Origin of the sequence: Brachybacterium tyrofermentans (assembly GCF_039526165.1) — a bacterium.
Lineage (GTDB): Bacteria > Actinomycetota > Actinomycetes > Actinomycetales > Dermabacteraceae > Brachybacterium > Brachybacterium tyrofermentans.
Map to the genome: position 1 here is coordinate 119,909 of NZ_BAAAIR010000007.1, position 18,688 is coordinate 138,596.

The window sequence follows — 18,688 nt, forward strand, 5'->3', positions numbered from 1 at the left end:
GGTGCTGGAATCACCCCATGGACCATGCGATCACCACGACGGCCCCTGACGGCACGATCGGCGTCACTGGCGGGGCTGACCCTGCAGGCGCGGGCACCGAGGGCGGTTCGAGCAGCACCACCTGGAACCCGCTGCCCCTGATCCGGGAGATCGCCGCACAGACCTGCTCGCTGGTGACCCCGCGCCATTGTCCCTGCGGGGAGGAGGGCACGTGGCTCTGCCGCCGCTGCGCCGGGCTGCTCGCCGCGCCCGCGATCCGAGTCGAGTCCTGCTGCGATGCGCTGCAGCACCTCACCGCGGCCCGGGTGCATGCGGAGCAGCACGGCGGAGTGCTCCTCCCCGCCGGGGTGGACCACACGCCCATCCTCCCGGTGCTGGCGCTGGGGGAATACTCCGGACCCCTGCAGCGTCTCGTGCTCGCGTGGAAGAACGGCGGCATGCTGCACCTCGGAGCTCCCCTGGCACGAGCTCTCGCGCCCGTGATTGCGCGCCTCGCCGCCGATGCGGAGCAGACCTGCCCAGCGCTGGTCCCGGTGCCCTCCCGACTCGGCGCCCGGCTCCGCAGAGGGGAGGACCACACAGCCGAGCTGGTAAGAGAGCTCGCGCGCACCGGTGCCGGACGCCCGCTGCTGCTGCGCTCCACGCCGACCACCGCGCAGGAGGGGCAGGGGTCCAGGCAGCGTCGGACCCGGCAGATTCGCCTGGCGGGCCACGCCGCACGGCGAGCCGGCCAGGAGCGGAGCGCGGTGATCATCGTCGATGACGTCGTCACCACAGGATCGACTCTGCGGGGGATGCATGAGGCGCTCACCGGGGCGGGGATGACCGTGCTGGGCGCCGCGGTCGTCGCCTCGGCCCGACTCCCGGTGCGGGAGCAGGGAGAAATCTTCTGACCTGAGAGACGAACGGCCAGGAAACGTTGAGCAAAACATGGCATGCTGATGTGACTCGGCACACTCCGCCGAGTCTTCCTCTGATCAGGAGGTGCGCACCCCAGTCGACGAGCCACTGCGGCCGGGCTCAGAGCGGCCGCACCCGGATAGGAGGAGAACACCTCATGGAGATCAATGTCGTCGGACGTCATATGGACGTCCCGGACCGATTCCGTCGTCACCTCGAGGACAAGCTCGACAAGGTCACCCAGCTCGCGCCGGCGGCGCTGAGGGTGGATGTGGAGATCTCGCAGGAGAAGAACCCCAGGCAGGCGGAGCTCAGCGATCGCGTGGAGCTCACCGTGCACGACAACGGGTCCATCGTCCGCTCGGAAGCTCGTGCGGATGACCTCTACGGTGCCCTGGACATCGCCTACGGGAAGCTGCTCGAGCGTCTGCGCCGCGCACGGGACCGCCGCAAGGACCGCCATCGCGGTCGTGGCCGTTCCCATCAGGCATCCGGTGACAGCGTGCGCACCTTGCCCGCCGACCAGGATCTGCCCGCCACGCTCCCGGAGACCCTGTCGGAGCCCGACGATGCGCAGACCTCCCAGAACTCTCGAGCCGCGGAGACGGCCGAGGAGCCGGTGGTGACCGAGCAGGATCTCGCTCAGGCCGGCAGCCCCGTCGTGATCCGCGAGAAGAAGCACTCCGCGAAGCCCATGTCCATCGACGACGCTCTCTATCAGATGGAGCTCGTCGGGCATGACTTCTTCCTCTTCGTCGACGCCGAGTCCGGACACCCCAAGGTGGTCTACCGCCGCAAGGGATGGAACTACGGCGTGATCGAGCTCGACGCCGAGCTTCCGACGTCCTGACAGGTTCGACGGATCCGGGTGGGTGCACGCCGAGGCGTTCACCCACCCGGATCACGTCTGTCGCCCGACCCCATGCTGGAGAGAACTTCTGATGAGCACCGCACTGAGCTGGACCACGGCACGACGCATCGCGCTGCGTGCACAGGGGATGGGGCGCTCACGCCGCACCGAGATCCCGTCGCGTGCGGTCAGCAGGCGGTCGCTCCAGGCCACGGTGGAACGCACCCATCTGCTCCAGATCGACTCGGTGAACATCTTCGAGCGCGCCCACCACCTGCCCGTCTTCACCCGATCGGGCAGCTGGGACACCGCGGTGCTGGACCGGCACTCACGGCCGGGCCCATCCCGACTGGTGCGAGAGGCACTGGCCCATGAAGCCACCTTCGCCAGCCACGAGGTGCACTCCCTGCTCGACTTCCGCCGCCGCGCCGCCGCCACGAAGGACTGGGGAGAGGTCCGGGAGGCAGCGGCCTCCACACCGCAGCTGTTCTCCCGCATCTACGGAGCACTCGAGGAGCTCGGCCCGTCAAGCGCCTCCGCCGTCTCCCGGCACCTGGGAGACACCGAGCGGGGCGAGGGCTGGGGATGGCGGCGCACCTCCAGCCAGTGGGCGGTCGAGTACCTGTTCCGCGCGGGCGGCCTGGACTGCGTGGGCCGCAGCTCCCAGTTCGAACGGCTCTACGTCCCGGCGGAGGATCCCGGCTCCTGGCTGGTCGACAGAGGCGTCGGACCGGAAGGCGGTGCGCTCGAGTCGCAGGACGGTCGGGCCGGCACGGTCGACGCCGAGTCGCACGACCGAGACGCCTCGATCCTCGCCCTGATGGGACTGGCCGCGAAATCCTTGGGCATCGCGGAGGTCAGCTCGCTCGCCGACTACTTCCGCATCAGCGTCCGGGATGCCCGCACCGCCGTCGACCAGCTCCTGGCGGAGGACGTCATCACGCCGGTCCTCGTGGACCACCCGGCTGGGCCGCGGGAGATGATGCTGCATCGGGACGCGCCCTCGCCGTCCCCGCTGCGAACCGCCGCGCTGGTCAGCCCTTTCGACCCGATCGTGTTCCATCGCCCCCGTCTCTCGCGCCTCTTCGACGTCGAGTACCGCATCGGCATCTATACGCCGGCCGCCCAGCGCGCCACCGGCTACTACGCCCTGCTGTTCCTGCTCGGCGACGTCTTCCCCGCCCGGGTCGACCTCAAGGCCGATCGTGCGCGCGGGGTGCTCGAGGTGCGCGGCACCTTCCGCGAGGAGCTGCCCCACCTGCCGTCCCGGCAGCGCCCCGCGGACGGCGCGGTGGTCGAGGCGCTGCTCGGAGAGCTGGAACGTGCCGTGATCTGGCAGGGCCTGGACCGGATCGAGGTGCGCACCGGGCCAGGGACCGGGGCTCTCTCCACGGAGCTGGCCGCTGTGTGCGCGACGCGAGGAGTCGGCGTCTGACCGCGTCCCCGCGCCGCTCGGACCCCGTCGGGGACGTGAAGAAATGCGCGGGGAGTCACCTCTCCAGGCGGTGACCCTTACGATGGGTCAGGCATCAACTGTCCGCAAGGACGAATCCACAGAACTTCGGGAGCACGAGTGGTCAACCTCTTCGACAAGATCCTGCGCGCCGGCGAAGGCCGTGAGGTGCGTCGGCTCGAGTCCATCGCCAAGAAGGTAGGCGAGGTCGAGGACGTCTTCACCGACCTCAGCGACGACGAGCTGCGCGAGGAGACCGACCGTTTCAAGGAGCGGTTGGAGGACGGCGAGACCCTCGACGACGTCATGATCGAGGCCTTCGCCGCAGTGCGTGAGGCCGCTCAGCGCACGCTGGGCCAGCGCCCTTACGACGTGCAGATCATGGGCGGTGCCGCTCTGCACCGCGGCCGCATCGCCGAGATGAAGACCGGTGAGGGCAAGACCCTGGTCGCGACGCTGCCCGCATACCTCAACGCGCTCTCCGGCAAGGGTGTCCACGTGGTCACCGTCAACGACTACCTCGCGGGCTACCAGAGCGACATCATGGGCCGCGTGTTCCGCAGTCTGGGCCTGACCACGGGCGTCATCAAGTCGGGGATGACCCCGGCCGAGCGTCGCGAGCAGTACGCCGCGGATATCACCTACGGCACGAACAACGAGTTCGGCTTCGACTACCTGCGCGACAACATGTCCCTCTCGCCCGAGGACCGGGTGCAGCGCGGCCATAACTTCGTGATCGTCGACGAGGTCGACTCGATCCTCATCGACGAGGCCCGGACACCGCTGATCATCTCCGGCCCCGGCTCCGGTGACGCCAACAAGTGGTTCAGCGAGTTCGCCAAGGTCGTGAAGCTCCTGCGCCGGGATCGCGACTACGAGGTCGACGAGAAGAAGCGCACGGTCGGCGTCCTGGAGTCAGGGATCGACACGGTCGAGGACCACCTGGGCATCGACAACCTCTACGAGTCCCTGAACACCCCGCTGATCGGCTTCCTCAACAACGCCATCAAGGCGAAGGAGCTCTTCAAGCGGGACAAGGACTACGTGATCATCAACGGCGAGGTCATGATCGTCGATGAGCACACCGGCCGTATCCTCGCCGGGCGCCGATACAACGAGGGCATGCACCAGGCCATCGAGGCCAAGGAGGGGGTGAAGATCAAGGCGGAGAACCAGACTCTCGCCACGATCACCCTCCAGAACTACTTCAAGCTCTACGAGAAGCTGTCGGGCATGACCGGCACGGCCGAGACCGAGGCCGCCGAGTTCATGAACACCTACAAGCTGGGCGTGGTGCCGATCCCCACGCACCGCGAGATGCAGCGCGACGACGAGCCGGATCGTATCTACCGCACGGAGAAGGCCAAGTTCGACGCCGTGGTCGAGGACATCGTCGAGCGGCATGACCGCGGCCAGCCCGTGCTGGTCGGCACCACCAGCGTGGAGAAGTCGGAGTACCTCGCCAAGCTCCTCAGCGCGCAGGGCGTGAAGCACGAGGTGCTCAACGCCAAGAACCACGCCGGTGAGGCCGCGATCATCGCGATGGCCGGCGCGAAGGGCGCCGTCACCGTGGCCACCAACATGGCCGGGCGAGGCACGGACATCATGCTCGGCGGCAACGTCGAGTTCATGGCGCACGCCGCCCTCGAGGAGCGCGGCCTGGACGCCGAGGAGGATCCCGAGGGCTACGAGGCCGCATGGGACGAGCAGCTCGAGAAGGCCAAGGCGGCCGTCGCCGAGCAGCACGACGAGGTCGTGGAGCTCGGCGGACTCTATGTGCTCGGCACCGAGCGTCACGAGTCCCGCCGCATCGACAATCAGCTGCGCGGCCGTTCCGGCCGACAGGGAGACCCGGGCGAGTCCCGTTTCTATCTGTCCCTGCAGGACGATCTGATGCGTCTGTTCAACTCGGGCGCGGCGGAATCGCTGCTGGCCCGCGGCGGCGTGGACGAGTCGGTGCCGCTGACCGGCCGTATGGTCTCCGGCGCCATCCAGCGTGCCCAGAACTCGATCGAGTCCCGCAACGCCGAGATCCGCAAGAACGTCCTGAAGTACGACGACGTCCTCACCAAGCAGCGCAAGAAGCTGTACGAGGAGCGAGGCCGGATCCTGGAGGGCGAGGAGCTCGACGAGCACGTCGAGCGCTTCATCGACGAGGTCATCGGTGGCACCGTCGAGTCGCACACCAAGGGCAAGAACCCCGAGGACTTCGACTTCGAGGAGCTGTGGGGCGCGCTGCGCCCGGCGTACCCGGTGTCGATCACGGCCGATGAGCTCATCGCCGAGGTCGGCGGCAAGGAGAACCTCGGCGCGGATCTGCTCAAGGAGGAGATCCTGGGTGATGCCCGCGTGGCGTACGAGACCCGTGTCGAAGAGCTCGGCGACGAAGGCCTGCGTCAGCTTCAGCGCCGTGTCCTGCTCTCGGTCATGGATCGCCGGTGGCGCGAGCACCTCTACGAGATGGACTACCTGAAGGAAGGCATCGGCCTGCGAGCCATGGCCCAGCGCGATCCGCTCATCGAGTACGAGCGCGAGGGCCACCTGATGTTCAACGACATGATCGCGGGCATCAAGGAGGATGTGGTCGGCTACATCTACAACCTCGAGGTCCAGGTGGAGAAGGCCGAGCCCGTCGTGCCCAAGGCGGTCAGCGACCTGCTGCAGGCCGGCACCGGGAAGAGCAAGCTCGCGACGGCTCTTGCCCAGGCCACCTCTGGTGCGGGGGCCTCGCGACCGGCCTCGGCAGAGTCGGCGACGACGGGGACGACGAGCCCGGTGGAGGATTCGTCGGAGAAGCCGGCGAACACATCGTCGGAGGTCGACGAGGAGCCGAATGGGTCCGCAGGGGAGTCCGAGAAGGACTCCGAGGAGAGTTCTGCATCGGATCCGCTCGACGAGGAGAGGAGCGTGGTGCTGACCGCCAAGGGCCTCGATGATGGCCCGAACTCGCGGCAGCTGCGCTACTCCTCCGCCGAGGGCAGCGGAGTCCAGGATGATGCGACGCTCTCCCGCGCCCAGCGCCGCCGTCGGGCGAAGCAGAGCGCCCGGGTCGATTCGGCCGCCGCGGACAAGACCTCCGACAAGCCCGAGGGTGCGCCGGTGGCGGAGAACCGCGGGCCCCGCCGAGGCAGGCGACGCAAGAGCTGAGGCGATGTCGGGGCGAGGCGGCTGAACCGCTGAGACCCTGATGACGAAGGGCAGGGACGGCTCCCGTCCGCTCATCGCGGACAGAAACCGTCCCGGCCCTTCGTCGTCCTCGGGGGAGCGGCGAGCAGCGCTGATGGACGCGCTGTACCGACGTGCGGGCGGGACCTCGCCGGAGCTTTAGTGACCCGGAGCGGCAGCGCCCCAGAGCGGTAGCGACCCGCGCCGGATAGCCCGGCCGCGCCGTACGTCAGCCCATCTCGAGGACGGTGACCCGCCATCCCGAGTGCCGCAGCTCCCACCGCATCGCGAGGAACCGCGCCCGCTCCGGTTCGCGTAGCACGCAGCTCGCTTCGACGGTGTGCTCGTTCACGATGCACGTGCGCACTCCGCTGACCTCCAGGCGCGTTGGCGGGGCGTAGCCGGTGGCAGCCCGAAGCCGACGCGTCAGCGCGGCCCGTCGGGACAGCAGCTTCTCCACCTCCGGAGTCACTATCCGGGTCAGGGCGTTCTCCGGGCGCATGTCGCGCACGATCTCCACGGCTCGACGAGCGACAGGCTCGACCATCCGCTCGACCACTCGGGGATCGCTGAGTTCGAGGCGTTCAGACGTATCGGGTGTGGCATTCGGGTGCTGGTCGGTCGTCGTCATCACTGCTCCTGGGAGGAAAGGGGTGCGGGCACGAGAAGCTCCTGCCCGGGTTCGAGAAGATCTGGGTCTGTGCCGATCACGTCGAGATTGGACTCATGGAGGAGGGGCCACACCGCAGCGATCTCGGACGGCGAGTCCGGGACCGGACCGAGGAGGTCGTCCGTGATGCTCCACAGGGTGTCGCCGGACTGCACCACCACGGTGCTCGGGGCCGGCGCGGACTGCGCAGGCGCAGGGGAAGAGTCATGTCCGGGAGGGGAAGGCTGGACAGGCAGACGAGGGTCGGCGTCGGTCGTGGACGACGGTGCGGACTCGCCGGCCTCGTTCTCTGAGCTCTCGGGGGCTGCGGCTCCCGAATCCTCTGCGCCGTCGCCCTCCGGCTCGGAGGGCACCTCACCCTGGTCCTCGCCGCCCCATCCCAGCGCGGGCAGTGGGCCCGGCTCCGTCCCCTGGCCATCAGACGCAGCGGTCGAGGAGGGGTCGTCGGCCCCGGTGCCTGCTTCGGTATCGGTATCGGTATCGGTATCGGTATCGGTATCGGTATCGGTATCGGCTTCGGTTTCGGCCTCGGCACCGGTGCCGGGCTCGGAGCTGTCCGACGGGGTGAGTTCGGAGGACACGGCAGCAGGGATCGGGGACACGGCGTCGGCGCCGAGCGAGCGATCCGCCGCTGTGGCGGGAGCCAGGGCGAGTCCGGTCGCTGTCGCGGCAAGTGCGGTGCTGACGACCACGCGCCGCGCGACCCGAGGCGCGAGGACACGCAGCGCGATGAACAGTGCGGCTCCGAGACGGCTGGCGGGCCCTGCGGCCATGACCGCGGCGGCGAGCCCCCAGATCACCGTCAGGTACACGCAGAACAGCACGCCGATAGCCGCGCAGGCGACGAGGACCCAGGCGATCAGGACATCTTCGCCGAGCACATGTGACACCGGAGGGCGCAGCGTGTGCGCCGCGCCCGCCATCGCCAGGGCGGCCGCCCCGGAGAGCAGCGCACCCGCCAGAGCTGTCGCCGGCTGTGCCGGTTCAGGTGCGTCGTCGTCCATGGGTTCCTCCCGGTGGGCACTCTTCGCACTGCAGACCATGTCGTTTGATGCAGTTTGATGTGCTTCGTGTGTCGTGACGCCAAGTTAGTGTGTCATGGGGCACAGTGCAAGGCTTGCTGGTCACCGTGTGGATGGCGCGGCACTGGGGAGGAATGGTCCGGGACATCCGCTCCGGCCAGCACTCGCCCGTGCCCCGGAACGCGGACTCCTGGTCGTCCGGTTGCTTGGCCGCCCGCGCGCTTCTGTCGGAGTTCTCCATGAGCCGCCATCACCCGTGCGGGGCGGAATAGGGTGTCGGCATGCGATTCGAGCGGATCTTCGACGACCTCGAGGGTCGTTTCGCCCATCAGGAACGGGAGGAGATGCGTGCAGTCTCCGAAGACCTGGCGCGCGCCGAGCGGGCACAGCTCTCGCTCGCGGACCGCCTCCGAGGCGCAGGAGCCCACTCGCTCACGCTCCACCTGGGTGCCGCACTGCGCCTCGAGGGGACCGTCGAGGAAGTGGGGGAGGGCTGGCTCTCGATGCGCGAGGCAGGTGCCCGTCAGCGAGCCGTGGTGCCCCTGCCGGCGATAGCCCTCGTCCAGGGGCTGCCCACTCGGGCGCGACCGGCCGAGGAGACCCTGAGGTCACCTCTCGGTCTGGGATCCGTGCTCCGCGAGATCGCCAGGGATCGCAGCGTGGTGCGTCTGGAGACCACGGCGGGCGGGATCACCGGCCGGATCGCAGCGGTCGGCGCGGATGCGCTGGACGTGCAGTCCTTGCCCACCGGTGAACGAGGGACGGTGCCTGGGTCGTCGCGCGTCACCGTGGCCACCGCATCATTGCTGGCGATCACTGCACGCTGATCGGTCCCCGGGGGTCTGATCGGACCCGAGCCGTCGTGCCGCTGGGTGTCGGGCCGCTGGGTCAGTGCTTCTGGTCGTGCTTCTGACGGTCGAGCTCACGCTCGTGGGCCAGGATCGACGCGGTTGCGGCATAGCTGCGCTCGATGTAGGACTCGATCTCCGTGACCTCGACCCGCCACTGCCCTCGCCCGCCGACCTTGATGGCCCGCAGTTCCCCGGAACGGACCAGGGCGTATGCCTGCGATGCGGAGATGGAGAGCATCTCGGCGACATCGGACAACGGGACGAATCGCGGCGCCATCGACGTACCTTTCCGGTCAGGGAAGAAACCTTGTGACACGGATGCTCTCATACCCTCCCGTGCCCAGCTGGGGGCGCGATGTGGAGGAACAGCCTCGCCGCCTCCTTCGACGAAGTTTTCCACAATTGTCGGAGTGGGCCTCCCCGCAGTCCCCCGTCCCGTAGCCTCTGGCAGAACTCGGTCACGGGGATCGGGCAGGGAGCTGGAGGACGACGTGGCGGGTGCTGCACCGGTGATGAGACTGCGCCGACCACGGTGGAAGGATCCTCGGCTGATCGTGGGCATCGTGCTCGTCGTCGCCAGCGTCCTGATGGGGGCGCTGCTGGTCTCCCGCCTGGCAGAGACCACGCCGGTCCTGGTGGCGCGCTCACCGATCGTCCCGGGGGACGTCATCGGGCCCGAGAATCTTGCCACGGTCGAGATGCGACTGGGCGAGCAGGACGGCCTCTACGTCGGAAGCCTCGACGCCGTCCCGTCCGGAGCGGTGGCCACTCGAACCGTCCAGGCGGGGGAGCTGATCCCGCTCTCTGCCGTCGGTCAGGCCTCCGACGTCCCGCTGCGGCCGATCGTGATCCCGGTGGACGCGACCGTCGCCGAATCCGTGGCTCCCGGCGCGACGGTCGAGCTGTGGCACACCAGTCCTGAGGCTGACGACGGCACCAGCGCCGACGCCGAGCTGCTGGTGTCCGCGGGCATCGTCCGGAACATCGACGAGGGAAGTTCGCTGGGAATGCGGTCCATGGCCGTCGAGGTGCTGGTTCCCCAGGCGGATCTTCCTGCGGTGCTGAAGGTCCTCTCCCGTGATGAGCGCCTGGACGTGATCGGCGTGCCCGGAGCGCATGGGGTCGCCCCGTGATCGATGTCGTCCTGTGCGCCTCCGGGAGTGACGAGGTGCGCATCGTGCATGACCTGGCCCAGGAGAAGAGCGGCACGGCCAGAGTGGTGCGTCGATGCGCGGATCTCGCCGAGACGATGGCCGTGGTCGCCGCCGGCGTCGGGGACGTCGTCCTGATCGATGTCTCGGTCCGTGGTCTGGGGCGAGATCCTTTGGCGACGCTGATGCGTGGAGCAGCCGTGGTGGGGCTGCGTTCCGAGGAGGCGCCGGACCAGACGTCGCTGGGCCTGCGTCACCTGCTCCCGTCCTCCGCGCCCATCGCCGAGATCCTCGCCGTGCTCGACGCCGCCGTCGCGCCGACGGAGCGCGAGGAAGCCTGGGTGCAGGAGCCGGCGATCGATGGCCCTGACGAGGCGGGCCGCCTCGTCGTCGTCTGGGGCCCCGGAGGTGCTCCCGGGCGGTCGACGATCGCGGTGAACCTGGCAGCAGAGGCTGTGCTGGCCGGAGAGCAGACCGTCCTGGTGGACGCCGATACCTATGGTCCGGCGCAGAGCCAGATGCTCGGGGTGCTGGACGAGACTCCGGGACTGGTGGCGGCCTGCCGAGCGCACGACCGGGACACGCTCGACGCGGAATCGCTCGAGGCGCTGCTCCCCAGCGCTCAGCCGGGGCTCCGACTGCTGAGCGGGATCGGGGTCCCCGCTCGCTGGTCCGAGGTGCGTCGCACCTCGATGGATGGCCTCTGGCAGGCGCTGGCACGTCGTGGCGACCTCGTCGTCGCCGATGTCGGACCGGTGCTCGAGGAGGACGAGGAGCTCAGCTACGACACCGCTGCGCCGCAGCGGAATGCCGCGACGATCAGCGCCCTGGAGAGCGCCGATGTCGTGATCGCCGTGGTCGCCGCCGACCCCGTCAGCATCACCCGTCTGCTGCGGGACCACTCCCGGCTCGAGGAGCTCGGGGTCCACGAACTCCATGTCATCGTCAACAGGGTCGGCTCGCCGATCCCCGGCGATCGGGTGCGGGACCTGATCACGTCCCGGATGCAGGTCGCCTCGGTGCACCTGCTCCCGGACGATCCCATCGCCTGCCGGACCGCGGCATGGGATGGCGCCCTGCTCTCGGAGTCCGCGCCCCGTTCGGCTCTCCGCAGAGCGCTGCGCGATATCGCAGCCTCCGAGGCGATCCTCGGGGCGAAGGAGACCGATCCGGTGGTCGTGGACGCGACATCCGAATCGTGAGGCTGCCGAGGGAGATGGGTGCAAGGGTGAGAAGATGGTGGCCATGAGGATCTACCTGCCGCTGAGCGCCGAGGACCGGACCACCCTGGAGAACTCCTCCTCGGGGCTCGAGCTGATCGCGGGGCGAGCAGCCTGGGGCGTCACGGGGCCTGCGCGCACCGGCAACCCAGATCAGGACGAGGAGGATCTCGAGTACGAGGCCATGCAGGACGCCGTGCACGTCGCTCTGCTCTCCGCCGACGCAACGGCCCGCGCTCTCGTGATCGCCGCCGATGCCCCCGATGGGGACGTCGCGGCCGCCGAGGAGAACGGCGGTGCGTTCGGTGTCGAGATCCGTGGGACGACGCGGGCACGCATCGCCAGCTTCCACGTGACCGAGCTGGACGCTGCCGCCGCAGAGCAGGACGACACCGACCCTGCCCTGCTCTGGTTCGACGCCTCCGAGGGAGCTGACGCGCTCGCATATCTCGAGGGCTCCGCCGGGAGCGGGGCGGTCCCGCCTATCCCGAACGCCCCCCTGGCCTGAACCCGCAGGAATCTCCGGCCTGGACGCGGGCATCTCCGGCGAGAGACCGCAGGCCAGGCAGGTCCCGACGGGCGCCCGTGACGCCCGTCGGAGTGCGAGCGCGGATCAGCTGCTGGCGCGATCCTGGTACTTCTTGGCGGACTTCTCCTCGGCGCGCAGCACCTTCGAGACGTAGGGGAGAGCCGCCTTCTCGAGCTTGGAGCCGAGCAGCGGGATCTTGGCCACCAGATCGCCGTCGATGTCGACGCTGCTGGTCAGCTCGCCCGTGGGGGCGAGCCGCAGCGAGGCCTTCATCCCTGCGGGGGTGCCGACCACCTCGAGCGTCATGGTGCCTGTGCGGCTGCCGTCCGGTTCCGGCGCGGACCAGGACTGCTCCTCGCGGATCGTCACCGAGGATCCGACGAACGGGCGCACGATGTCCGGAACCTTGTCCGTGGGCATCGCGAGCTCGGTGCGCACGGTGAAGGCTCCGATCGGATCCCCTTCGACCGTCGCGGCGGCGCTCTTGGCTCCGAGCGTCTCCTTGCGGATCGCGGTGTACTCCTCGTCGGCGTACATCGTGGCAGCGGTGCGCGCGGACAGCGGCAGGTTCAACGTCTCGCGAAGCTTCATTCCTCGTCCTCCCCGGTGGATCGGTCGGTCTCAGCCTATGTCAGGAGCGCCCGTGGGCACGACGTGCTCGTCCCTCGTCCTGGCCACTATCCTGATCCCATGCCGAGCCTGTCCAAGTTCCTCTCCGACAACCGTGGACTCTCCGAGAAGGAGGCCGACTGGTTGCAGCATCTCGTCGGGGACTGGAACCTCGTCTCCGACCTCCTCCGCGCCGACCTCGTGCTCTGGATCCAGGGGGTGGAGGGTGCTCACGCCGTCGCCCACTGCCGGCCAGCGACCGGTTCGACCGTCTACTACGAGGACCCCGTAGGGATCGTGATCACGGACGAGCAGGAATCCTCGATCCCGTCCCTTCTCGCCGGCGCCGAGCCCACCAGGGAGCCCGAGCCCATCGAGCGCGAGGGCCGCGAGGCCACCGGCCTGCTGGTCCCTGTGCGCAAGGACGGGCGAACGCTGGCGGTGCTCGCCGCGGAGAGTCCCCTCAGCGACGGTTCCCGCTCGGCGAACGAGGTGCACCAGCACGAGCTCGGGCGCCGCCTGCTGCGGATGCTCGAATCCGGGGCGTTCCCCATCGAGGGGGCCCCGATCCCGCCGCGACGCGGTGCGCCGCGCGTCGGCGACGGCGTCGTGCAGCTCGACGCCAACGGCGTGGTCCGCTGGGCCTCTCCCAATGCGCTCTCCGCTTTCCACCGATTCGGCATCGACGGCGCGATGGAGGGAATCACCCTGGCCGAGCTGTCCACGGACGTGCTGCAGTCCCGATCGCCCGTGGACGAGTCCCTGCCCCTGGTGCTGATGGGTCGCGCGGCCTGGCGCTCGGACATGCAGGCACGGGGAGGGACGCTGTCCTTGCGCGCCGTCCCCTTCACAGAGCGCGGCGTGCGCACCGGTGCCGTGATCCTGGTGCGCGATGTGACCGAGCTGCGCCGCCGCGAACGGGAGCTGATCACCAAGGACGCGACCATCCGCGAGGTCCACCACCGGGTGAAGAACAACCTGCAGACGGTCGCCGCGCTGCTGCGCATGCAGTCGCGTCGGATGAAGTCCGATGAAGCGCGTGAGGCGCTCAGCGAGGCGATGCGCCGGGTCTCGACCATCGCCCTGGTCCACGAGTCCCTGCTGCAGGGATCGGAGGAGGCGGTCCACTTCGATGAGGTGATCGATCGCTGCCTGCGGCTCGCCGTCGATGCCGCCAGTGCCACGGTGCACAGGGCGGGGGCGCCGCGTCTCACCGAGACCCAGGTCGAGGTGCACACCGAGAAGATCGGTCGGGTCGGCTCGATCCGTGCGGAGGAGGCGACACCATTGGCCCTGGTGGTCACGGAGCTCGCCACGAACGCGGTCGAGCACGGGCTCTCGGAGACCGGCGGAACGCTCACGGTGCGCAGCGAGCGCGTGGGGTCCCATCTCGTGATCAACATCGAGGACGATGGCGACGGGATGGGAGCGGCCAAGCCCACGGGGCTGGGCACGAACATCGCGATCACCCTCGTGCAGGGTCAGCTGGGCGGGACGCTGACCTGGCAGGTCCGCCCGGGGGGCGGTACGTGCGCTGTCGTCGACGTCTACCTGGACCCGCTCAGCCTCTGATCGGGTCAGCTGCAGGCAGGACTCGCGTCGGAGTCTCCACCGGGGTGTGCTTCGGCGCGGGGGTGTCCCGCGGCGCTGGAGTGTCCTGCGGCGCCGAGCAAGGTCGCGCCGCAGGACGAAGCGGTCAGCTCGCGCGGCGGGCGCGGGCGTTGCGGCGCTTGAGGGAGCGGCGCTCGTCCTCGGACAGGCCTCCCCAGACACCGGAGTCCTGACCGGACTCGAGAGCGAACTTGAGACAGGCGGTCATGACGTCGCACCGCTGGCACACCGCCTTCGCCTCCTGAATCTGGGTGATCGCCGGGCCGGTGTTCCCAATCGGGAAGAACAGCTCGGGATCATGGTTGAGGCACTCGGCACGGTGGCGCCAGTCCATCGTCACTCTCTCTTTCCAGAACGCCACGCCTCACCCCTCGGGGCGCGACGCGGCGAGGGTCGCTCCGGGTGGGGCGTTCTCGGGTCTCCGGCTCTGGGGCGCGGCTCCGAGGGCGGCTGATGCTGCTGCGGAGCGCGGCGTCGTGGACGAGCCGACTTCCATTCTCTGGGCCGGTTGCGGCCTCGACAAGGGCTTGCGTGCCCGACCTGGGTGGCACTTCCCACACGGGTCCGCAGGGGCGTGATGCCCCGCACTCAGGCGTTGCGAAAGCGCTCGCGGAGTGCTTGGGGTGTGCTCCAGCTCGGCGTCAGGCTGGCGTCGGGCTGGCTTCGGGTCGTCGTCGGGCCTGCGCCGAGGGCGGGTCCCGACGGTCTGCCCGGATACAGTTCCTCCATGCCCATCGATTCCCAGACTCCTGGATCCGGCGCGTCCCGACGCGCCGGTGAGCGACCGGCGGATGCCGACGATCCCGGCCCGCGCACCCGTCCGACGGTCGCCGCGCTGCTCGGCGTCGAAGCCCTCATGCTGGCTGCCGCCGCCACCTACTGCTTCCTGCTGGTCCCGGCGGGGGAGATCCCCTCCAAGCTCCTGACCGGTCTGGGGATCTTCCTGCTCGTCTTCGCCCTGGGAGCTGCCTTGGCGGCGCGGTCGATCCTGGTGAGAGGCCGTTTCGGTCTGGGCTATGGCATCACCTGGCAGCTGTTCCAGGCACTCGTGGGCGTGAACATGCTCCGCGGAACGCTGTACTGGCAGGGCGCGCTCGCCCTGGTCCTCGCCGTCGTGCTGTTCCTCCTCCTCCTGCGCCTGGTGCGTTCCACGCCCCTGCCCGAGAGCGTGCGCCGGAGCTGACCCTCCAGCCTGGGCCAGGGCCAGGGCCAGGGCCAGGGCCAGGTCCGGTACCGGTGTCGATGACGGCGTTCCGCGTTCCGGGGCCTGGGGCCAGCAGAGTGCGGGTCCCAGGCCCCGTCCGGCGCACCACCGCGTGGGGCGGGCGGGTTCAGGCCCTCATTCGTTCGCCGCCAGTGCAGCGGCGGGAGCCGTCCGGGCCGCGGTGCGTCCCGGCAGCACCGAGGCCAGTCCTCCCGCGAGGACGGCCAGCACCAGCACCAGGCCCACCTGCGCCCACGGGATCGTGATCGAGACCGGATAGGCCGAGCCCAGCAGCGCCTCGATGCCGAGCACCCCGTAGGCGCTGCCGAGGACGATGCCGAGCACCGCTCCGACCAGCGCGAGCAGCATGCCCTCCCAGCCGAGCATCGCCCGCATCTGACCGCGGGTGGTGCCCAGTGCCCGCAGCAGGGCGTTCTCCCCGGTGCGTTCGATGACCCCGAGGCTCAGCGTGTTGGCGACGCCCACCAGGGCGACCAGCACCGCGACGGCGAGCAGGCCGACGGTGATGCCGAGCAGGATCGTGAGGATCTGCCCGTAGGACTCCCGTTCCATGCCTCCGAAATCTGCGGATGCCTCCGAGTACCCGTTGCCGTTGATCTGCTCGTTCACGGCGTCGACGAGGTCCAGTGCGGCCACGCCCTCACGGGCCGGCGTGCCCGGGTCCGCGAAGTCGGCGAGCACCACCGGTGAGGTCTCGTCCCCGTGCAGCTGCTCCAGGGTGGAGGGCGTCACGAGGGACATCTGCAGGTTCGCATCGATCTGCACCCGCAGCTCGTACGGGGAGCCGTCGGCTCCGTCGACCGACAGCACCTGGCCGTCGGTGACGCCGAAGCTCTCGGCACGTTCCTGCCCCAGGAGCACCACACCGTCCACGAGCTCGTCGGCCATCTCCGGTCGATGCGAGACCTCCCGCACCGTCTCGGGGGTGGCGCTGTAGAGGGTCATCGGCTCCGTGGACCCGACCTCGATGTCGCCGCGGGCGGAGGCGATGGCGGTGTCCATGCCCCGGATCGCCATGATCTGCGCGGCGGCGTCCTGCGGCATGTCGGCTGCGGAGACCACCATGTCGATCGGGCGGCGGGAGTCGAGCTCCGAGGTGAGGGTCTCCTCGGCGGTCCGGGCCCCGACGGCCATCATGGTCATCAAGGTGGTGCCGATCAGGAGCGCTGCGATGGTGGCGGCGCTGCGTCGGGGGTTGCGGGCCACGTTCGCGCTCGCGATCCTCGCCGGGAGGCCGCCGACGCGACTGATGATCCGGCCGACGATGGCCGACAGCGGGCGGGTAATGATGACCAGCGTGAGCAGGACGCCCGAGAAGCTGATGACGCCTCCGGCCAGCGCGAGGAGGATCCCGAGCGAGGCGACCTGGTTCACGGCGAGGACGGTGCCCGCCACCATGATGGCGATGCCTGCCGCGACACCGATCAGGCCCAGCATGCCCCGGATCCCGAGTCCACGACGCAGGACCGGCGGAGCCGGGCGCAGCGCCTGCAGCGGTGCCACCCGGGTGGCGGAGCGCATCGGGGCGAGGCTCGCCGCGAGCGTGATCGCCACGCCGGCGAGCACCGGGAGCGCCACGGACCAGAGGCCGAGGGGGACCAGCAGGACGCCATCCAGCCATCCGAGCCCCGCGGCGGCGGCGAGCGCGGCCTGCGTGAGGAGGTGCCCTCCGAGCATGCCGAGCACCGCACCGATCACTCCGACGGTCAGGGACTCGCGCAGCACCACGCCGCGCACCTGTGACCGGGTCGCGCCGAGGGTGCGCAGCAGCGCGAGGCTGCGGGTGCGCTGGGCGACGGTCACCGCGAAGGTGTTCGCGATGACGACGGCGCTGGTGAACAGGGCGATCACCACGAAGACGGCGAGCATCATCGCGAGGGCCCCGAAGCCGCGCATGATCTGCGAGGCGGACTCCTCCTCGGCCTCGTCGACGGTGCGCACGGTGGTCCCGTCGCCCGCGGCCTGTGCCGCGACGGTCGCAGGATCGGTTCCCGCGGGAACGCTGGCGAGCCAGCGGTCGGTGATCGCCCCGGCCGTCGGCCCGAGCAGCGCCTCGGCGTTCGCCTCGGAGACCAGGATCTGCGGGGTTCCCCCGAAGACGGCGCCCGTGGGGGCCGGGGCGATGCCGACGACCGTGAAGCGGTGCTCCGCGCCGCTGGCCGAATGATCGGCGGGCAGCACGACGGCGTCGCCGACTGCGACCTCGAGCGCCTCGGCGGCGTTCTCGTCGAGCACCACCTCGGAGGCGGACGAGGCGGCCGTCCCCTCGGAGAGGCCGTCCTGGCCCGACGCGCCCGGCGGACGCATCGAGGCCGAGAGGACGGCACTGGAACCGGTCGCGGAGTCGAGCTGGATGTAGTCCATCAGCTGGGGCCAGACGGCGTCGGCCCCCTCGATCTCGGGCGGAGCAGGCGGGGTCTGCGAGGACCACTGCTCGTCGGTCATGGGACGCTCGATCGCGAGATCGGCGCCCTCGTACTGCTGAGAGGCCTGGGATCGCAGGGACGCCTGCATGAGGTTCCCGGCCAGCACCATCACGGCGACGAAGGCGCAGGACAGGGCGATGGTGACGACGGCTGCGAGATGCCGGCGCAGCGGGGTGAGCTTGACGGGGACGCGGCGGGCCATCAGCGCTGCCCCCGCAGGTCCTCATCGCTGGCGATCCGACCGTCGGCGAGGGTGACGATCCTGTCCGCACGCTCGGCGGCATCCCGCTCATGGGTGACCATCACGACGCTCTGGCCGAACTCGTCGACCGAGAGCCGCAGGAACTCCAGGACTTCCTCGGTGGTGCGCGAGTCGAGGTTGCCGGTGGGCTCGTCGGCGAAGACCACGGCGGGGGACGTGACCAGCGCGCGGGCGATGGCGACGCGCTGCACCTGGCCGCCGGAGAGCTGCGAGGGGAGATGGGTGAGGCGGTCGCCGATCCCGAAGGCCGAGGTGATGGTGTCCAGCCAGGCACGGTCCACCCGTTTGCCGGCGAGTTCGAGGGGCAGCAGGATGTTCTGTTCGGCGCTGAGCATCGGCAGCAGGTTGAAGGACTGGAACACGAAGCCGATCCGTTCGCGGCGGAGCTTCGTGAGGGCGTCGTCGCCCAGTGTGGTGATCTCGGTGCCGTCGATGCTGATGGAGCCGCCATCGACGACGTCGAGCCCCGCCAGCGTGTGCAGGAGCGTCGACTTGCCCGAGCCGGAGGGGCCCATGATCGCGGTGAACGCGCCGCGGGCGACGTCGAGATCGACCGCATCCAGGGCGGTGACGACGCCGGCACCGGTGCCGTAGGTGCGGGTGACCCCGCGGGCGACGATGGCGGGGGCGGTGGACGTCGCGCCGGTGGGGTCGCCGGGGGAGGGCTGTGCGGCGAGGGACTGGGCAGTCATCGGGATCCTTCACGAAGAGGTAGGCGGTCATCGACCATGCTCCTGCCCCGAT

General features: G+C 69.8%; 17 protein-coding genes. 10 read left to right on the top strand and 7 right to left on the bottom strand.

All coding sequences use genetic code 11. From position 1 onward, the window contains the following. Positions 1 to 17: 17 nt before the first annotated feature. The 4 genes from ABD093_RS02570 (at position 18) to secA (ending at position 6,350) form a co-directional block, all read left to right on the top strand. Positions 18 to 893, top strand: coding sequence for a ComF family protein (locus ABD093_RS02570; RefSeq protein ID WP_226850023.1), 876 nt, complete (start codon positions 18 to 20; stop codon positions 891 to 893). Positions 894 to 1,057: 164 nt separating this feature from the next. After that, positions 1,058 to 1,750, top strand: a complete 693-nt coding sequence (gene hpf, locus ABD093_RS02575; RefSeq protein WP_343922230.1) for a ribosome hibernation-promoting factor, HPF/YfiA family — start codon at positions 1,058 to 1,060, stop codon at positions 1,748 to 1,750. A 91-nt stretch (positions 1,751 to 1,841) separates the two neighbouring features. Then, complete coding sequence (locus tag ABD093_RS02580; RefSeq protein WP_193117388.1) at positions 1,842 to 3,185, top strand: winged helix-turn-helix domain-containing protein; 1,344 nt, start codon at positions 1,842 to 1,844, stop codon at positions 3,183 to 3,185. Between the two features lie 138 nt (positions 3,186 to 3,323). Then, positions 3,324 to 6,350 carry a preprotein translocase subunit SecA gene (secA, locus tag ABD093_RS02585; RefSeq protein WP_193117387.1) on the top strand — a complete coding sequence of 1,009 codons (3,027 nt, stop codon included), beginning with the start codon at positions 3,324 to 3,326 and terminating at the stop codon, positions 6,348 to 6,350. Positions 6,351 to 6,597: 247 nt separating this feature from the next. On the opposite strand, the gene ABD093_RS02590 is transcribed toward secA, so the two are convergent. Beyond that, positions 6,598 to 6,999 carry an Rv3235 family protein gene (locus ABD093_RS02590; protein ID WP_193117386.1) on the bottom strand — a complete coding sequence of 134 codons (402 nt, stop codon included), beginning with the start codon at positions 6,997 to 6,999 and terminating at the stop codon, positions 6,598 to 6,600. Beyond that, positions 6,999 to 8,042 carry a LysM peptidoglycan-binding domain-containing protein gene (locus ABD093_RS02595; RefSeq protein WP_343922234.1) on the bottom strand — a complete coding sequence of 348 codons (1,044 nt, stop codon included), beginning with the start codon at positions 8,040 to 8,042 and terminating at the stop codon, positions 6,999 to 7,001. The genes ABD093_RS02590 and ABD093_RS02595 overlap by 1 nt, the downstream gene beginning before the upstream one ends. A 299-nt stretch (positions 8,043 to 8,341) precedes the next feature. Here ABD093_RS02595 and ABD093_RS02600 point away from each other — a divergent pair, with 299 nt between their 5' ends. After that, entirely contained in the window at positions 8,342 to 8,887 is a 546-nt protein-coding gene (locus tag ABD093_RS02600; protein ID WP_193117384.1) for a hypothetical protein, read from the top strand. A gap of 61 nt (positions 8,888 to 8,948) precedes the next feature. Here the strand turns inward: ABD093_RS02600 and ABD093_RS02605 are convergent, their stop codons facing one another. Next, the gene (locus tag ABD093_RS02605; RefSeq protein ID WP_193117383.1) at positions 8,949 to 9,188 is read right to left on the bottom strand and encodes a helix-turn-helix transcriptional regulator; all 240 of its coding nucleotides are present in this window, start codon (positions 9,186 to 9,188) and stop codon (positions 8,949 to 8,951) included. A 214-nt stretch (positions 9,189 to 9,402) separates the two neighbouring features. Here ABD093_RS02605 and ABD093_RS02610 point away from each other — a divergent pair, with 214 nt between their 5' ends. From ABD093_RS02610 to ABD093_RS02620, 3 genes are read left to right on the top strand one after another with little or no spacing between them, the layout of a single operon-like run. Next, positions 9,403 to 10,044, top strand: coding sequence for an SAF domain-containing protein (locus tag ABD093_RS02610; RefSeq protein WP_193117382.1), 642 nt, complete (start codon positions 9,403 to 9,405; stop codon positions 10,042 to 10,044). Beyond that, positions 10,041 to 11,264: a CpaE/TadZ family protein gene (locus ABD093_RS02615; protein WP_193117381.1), complete on the top strand. Its 1,224-nt coding sequence runs from the start codon at positions 10,041 to 10,043 to the stop codon at positions 11,262 to 11,264. Before ABD093_RS02610 ends, ABD093_RS02615 begins: the two co-directional genes overlap by 4 nt. Before the next feature lie 43 nt (positions 11,265 to 11,307). Then, positions 11,308 to 11,790 carry a DUF6912 family protein gene (locus ABD093_RS02620; protein WP_193117380.1) on the top strand — a complete coding sequence of 161 codons (483 nt, stop codon included), beginning with the start codon at positions 11,308 to 11,310 and terminating at the stop codon, positions 11,788 to 11,790. Between the two features lie 105 nt (positions 11,791 to 11,895). Here the strand turns inward: ABD093_RS02620 and ABD093_RS02625 are convergent, their stop codons facing one another. After that, a complete protein-coding gene (locus tag ABD093_RS02625) occupies positions 11,896 to 12,402 on the bottom strand; it encodes a DUF2505 domain-containing protein (protein ID WP_193117379.1) in 507 nt (168 codons plus the stop codon). A gap of 99 nt (positions 12,403 to 12,501) precedes the next feature. Between ABD093_RS02625 and ABD093_RS02630 the strand changes: the two genes are divergently transcribed. Then, positions 12,502 to 13,992 (top strand): sensor histidine kinase, encoded by a 1,491-nt coding sequence (locus tag ABD093_RS02630; RefSeq protein WP_193117378.1) that lies wholly within the window; start codon positions 12,502 to 12,504, stop codon positions 13,990 to 13,992. A gap of 124 nt (positions 13,993 to 14,116) precedes the next feature. Here the strand turns inward: ABD093_RS02630 and ABD093_RS02635 are convergent, their stop codons facing one another. After that, positions 14,117 to 14,365: a WhiB family transcriptional regulator gene (locus ABD093_RS02635; RefSeq protein WP_193117473.1), complete on the bottom strand. Its 249-nt coding sequence runs from the start codon at positions 14,363 to 14,365 to the stop codon at positions 14,117 to 14,119. A gap of 393 nt (positions 14,366 to 14,758) precedes the next feature. On the opposite strand from ABD093_RS02635, the gene ABD093_RS02640 reads away from it, so the two are divergent. After that, entirely contained in the window at positions 14,759 to 15,214 is a 456-nt protein-coding gene (locus tag ABD093_RS02640) for a hypothetical protein (RefSeq protein WP_193117377.1), read from the top strand. Positions 15,215 to 15,370: 156 nt separating this feature from the next. Here ABD093_RS02640 and ABD093_RS02645 read toward each other — a convergent pair whose 3' ends face one another. Both ABD093_RS02645 and ABD093_RS02650 read right to left on the bottom strand, forming a co-directional pair. Then, the gene (locus tag ABD093_RS02645; protein WP_193117376.1) at positions 15,371 to 17,884 is read right to left on the bottom strand and encodes an ABC transporter permease; all 2,514 of its coding nucleotides are present in this window, start codon (positions 17,882 to 17,884) and stop codon (positions 15,371 to 15,373) included. After that, positions 17,884 to 18,636 carry an ABC transporter ATP-binding protein gene (locus ABD093_RS02650; RefSeq protein WP_193117375.1) on the bottom strand — a complete coding sequence of 251 codons (753 nt, stop codon included), beginning with the start codon at positions 18,634 to 18,636 and terminating at the stop codon, positions 17,884 to 17,886. The genes ABD093_RS02645 and ABD093_RS02650 overlap by 1 nt, the downstream gene beginning before the upstream one ends. Between the last annotated feature and the right edge of the window lie 52 nt (positions 18,637 to 18,688).

Excerpts from the sequence above, each read along its gene's own strand:
- ABD093_RS02640 (WP_193117377.1), top strand. The coding sequence starts at position 14,759 with ATGCCCATCGATTCCCAGACTCCTGGATCCGGCGCGTCCCGACGCGCC.
- ABD093_RS02630 (WP_193117378.1), top strand. The coding sequence starts at position 12,502 with ATGCCGAGCCTGTCCAAGTTCCTCTCCGACAACCGTGGACTCTCCGAG.
- ABD093_RS02570 (WP_226850023.1), top strand. The coding sequence starts at position 18 with ATGGACCATGCGATCACCACGACGGCCCCTGACGGCACGATCGGCGTC.
- ABD093_RS02625 (WP_193117379.1), bottom strand. The coding sequence starts at position 12,402 with ATGAAGCTTCGCGAGACGTTGAACCTGCCGCTGTCCGCGCGCACCGCT.
- ABD093_RS02580 (WP_193117388.1), top strand. The coding sequence starts at position 1,842 with ATGAGCACCGCACTGAGCTGGACCACGGCACGACGCATCGCGCTGCGT.
- ABD093_RS02620 (WP_193117380.1), top strand. The coding sequence starts at position 11,308 with ATGAGGATCTACCTGCCGCTGAGCGCCGAGGACCGGACCACCCTGGAG.
- ABD093_RS02650 (WP_193117375.1), bottom strand. The coding sequence starts at position 18,636 with ATGACTGCCCAGTCCCTCGCCGCACAGCCCTCCCCCGGCGACCCCACC.
- ABD093_RS02645 (WP_193117376.1), bottom strand. The coding sequence starts at position 17,884 with ATGGCCCGCCGCGTCCCCGTCAAGCTCACCCCGCTGCGCCGGCATCTC.
- hpf (WP_343922230.1), top strand. The coding sequence starts at position 1,058 with ATGGAGATCAATGTCGTCGGACGTCATATGGACGTCCCGGACCGATTC.
- ABD093_RS02605 (WP_193117383.1), bottom strand. The coding sequence starts at position 9,188 with ATGGCGCCGCGATTCGTCCCGTTGTCCGATGTCGCCGAGATGCTCTCC.
- ABD093_RS02600 (WP_193117384.1), top strand. The coding sequence starts at position 8,342 with ATGCGATTCGAGCGGATCTTCGACGACCTCGAGGGTCGTTTCGCCCAT.
- ABD093_RS02595 (WP_343922234.1), bottom strand. The coding sequence starts at position 8,042 with ATGGACGACGACGCACCTGAACCGGCACAGCCGGCGACAGCTCTGGCG.
- ABD093_RS02590 (WP_193117386.1), bottom strand. The coding sequence starts at position 6,999 with ATGACGACGACCGACCAGCACCCGAATGCCACACCCGATACGTCTGAA.
- ABD093_RS02635 (WP_193117473.1), bottom strand. The coding sequence starts at position 14,365 with ATGGACTGGCGCCACCGTGCCGAGTGCCTCAACCATGATCCCGAGCTG.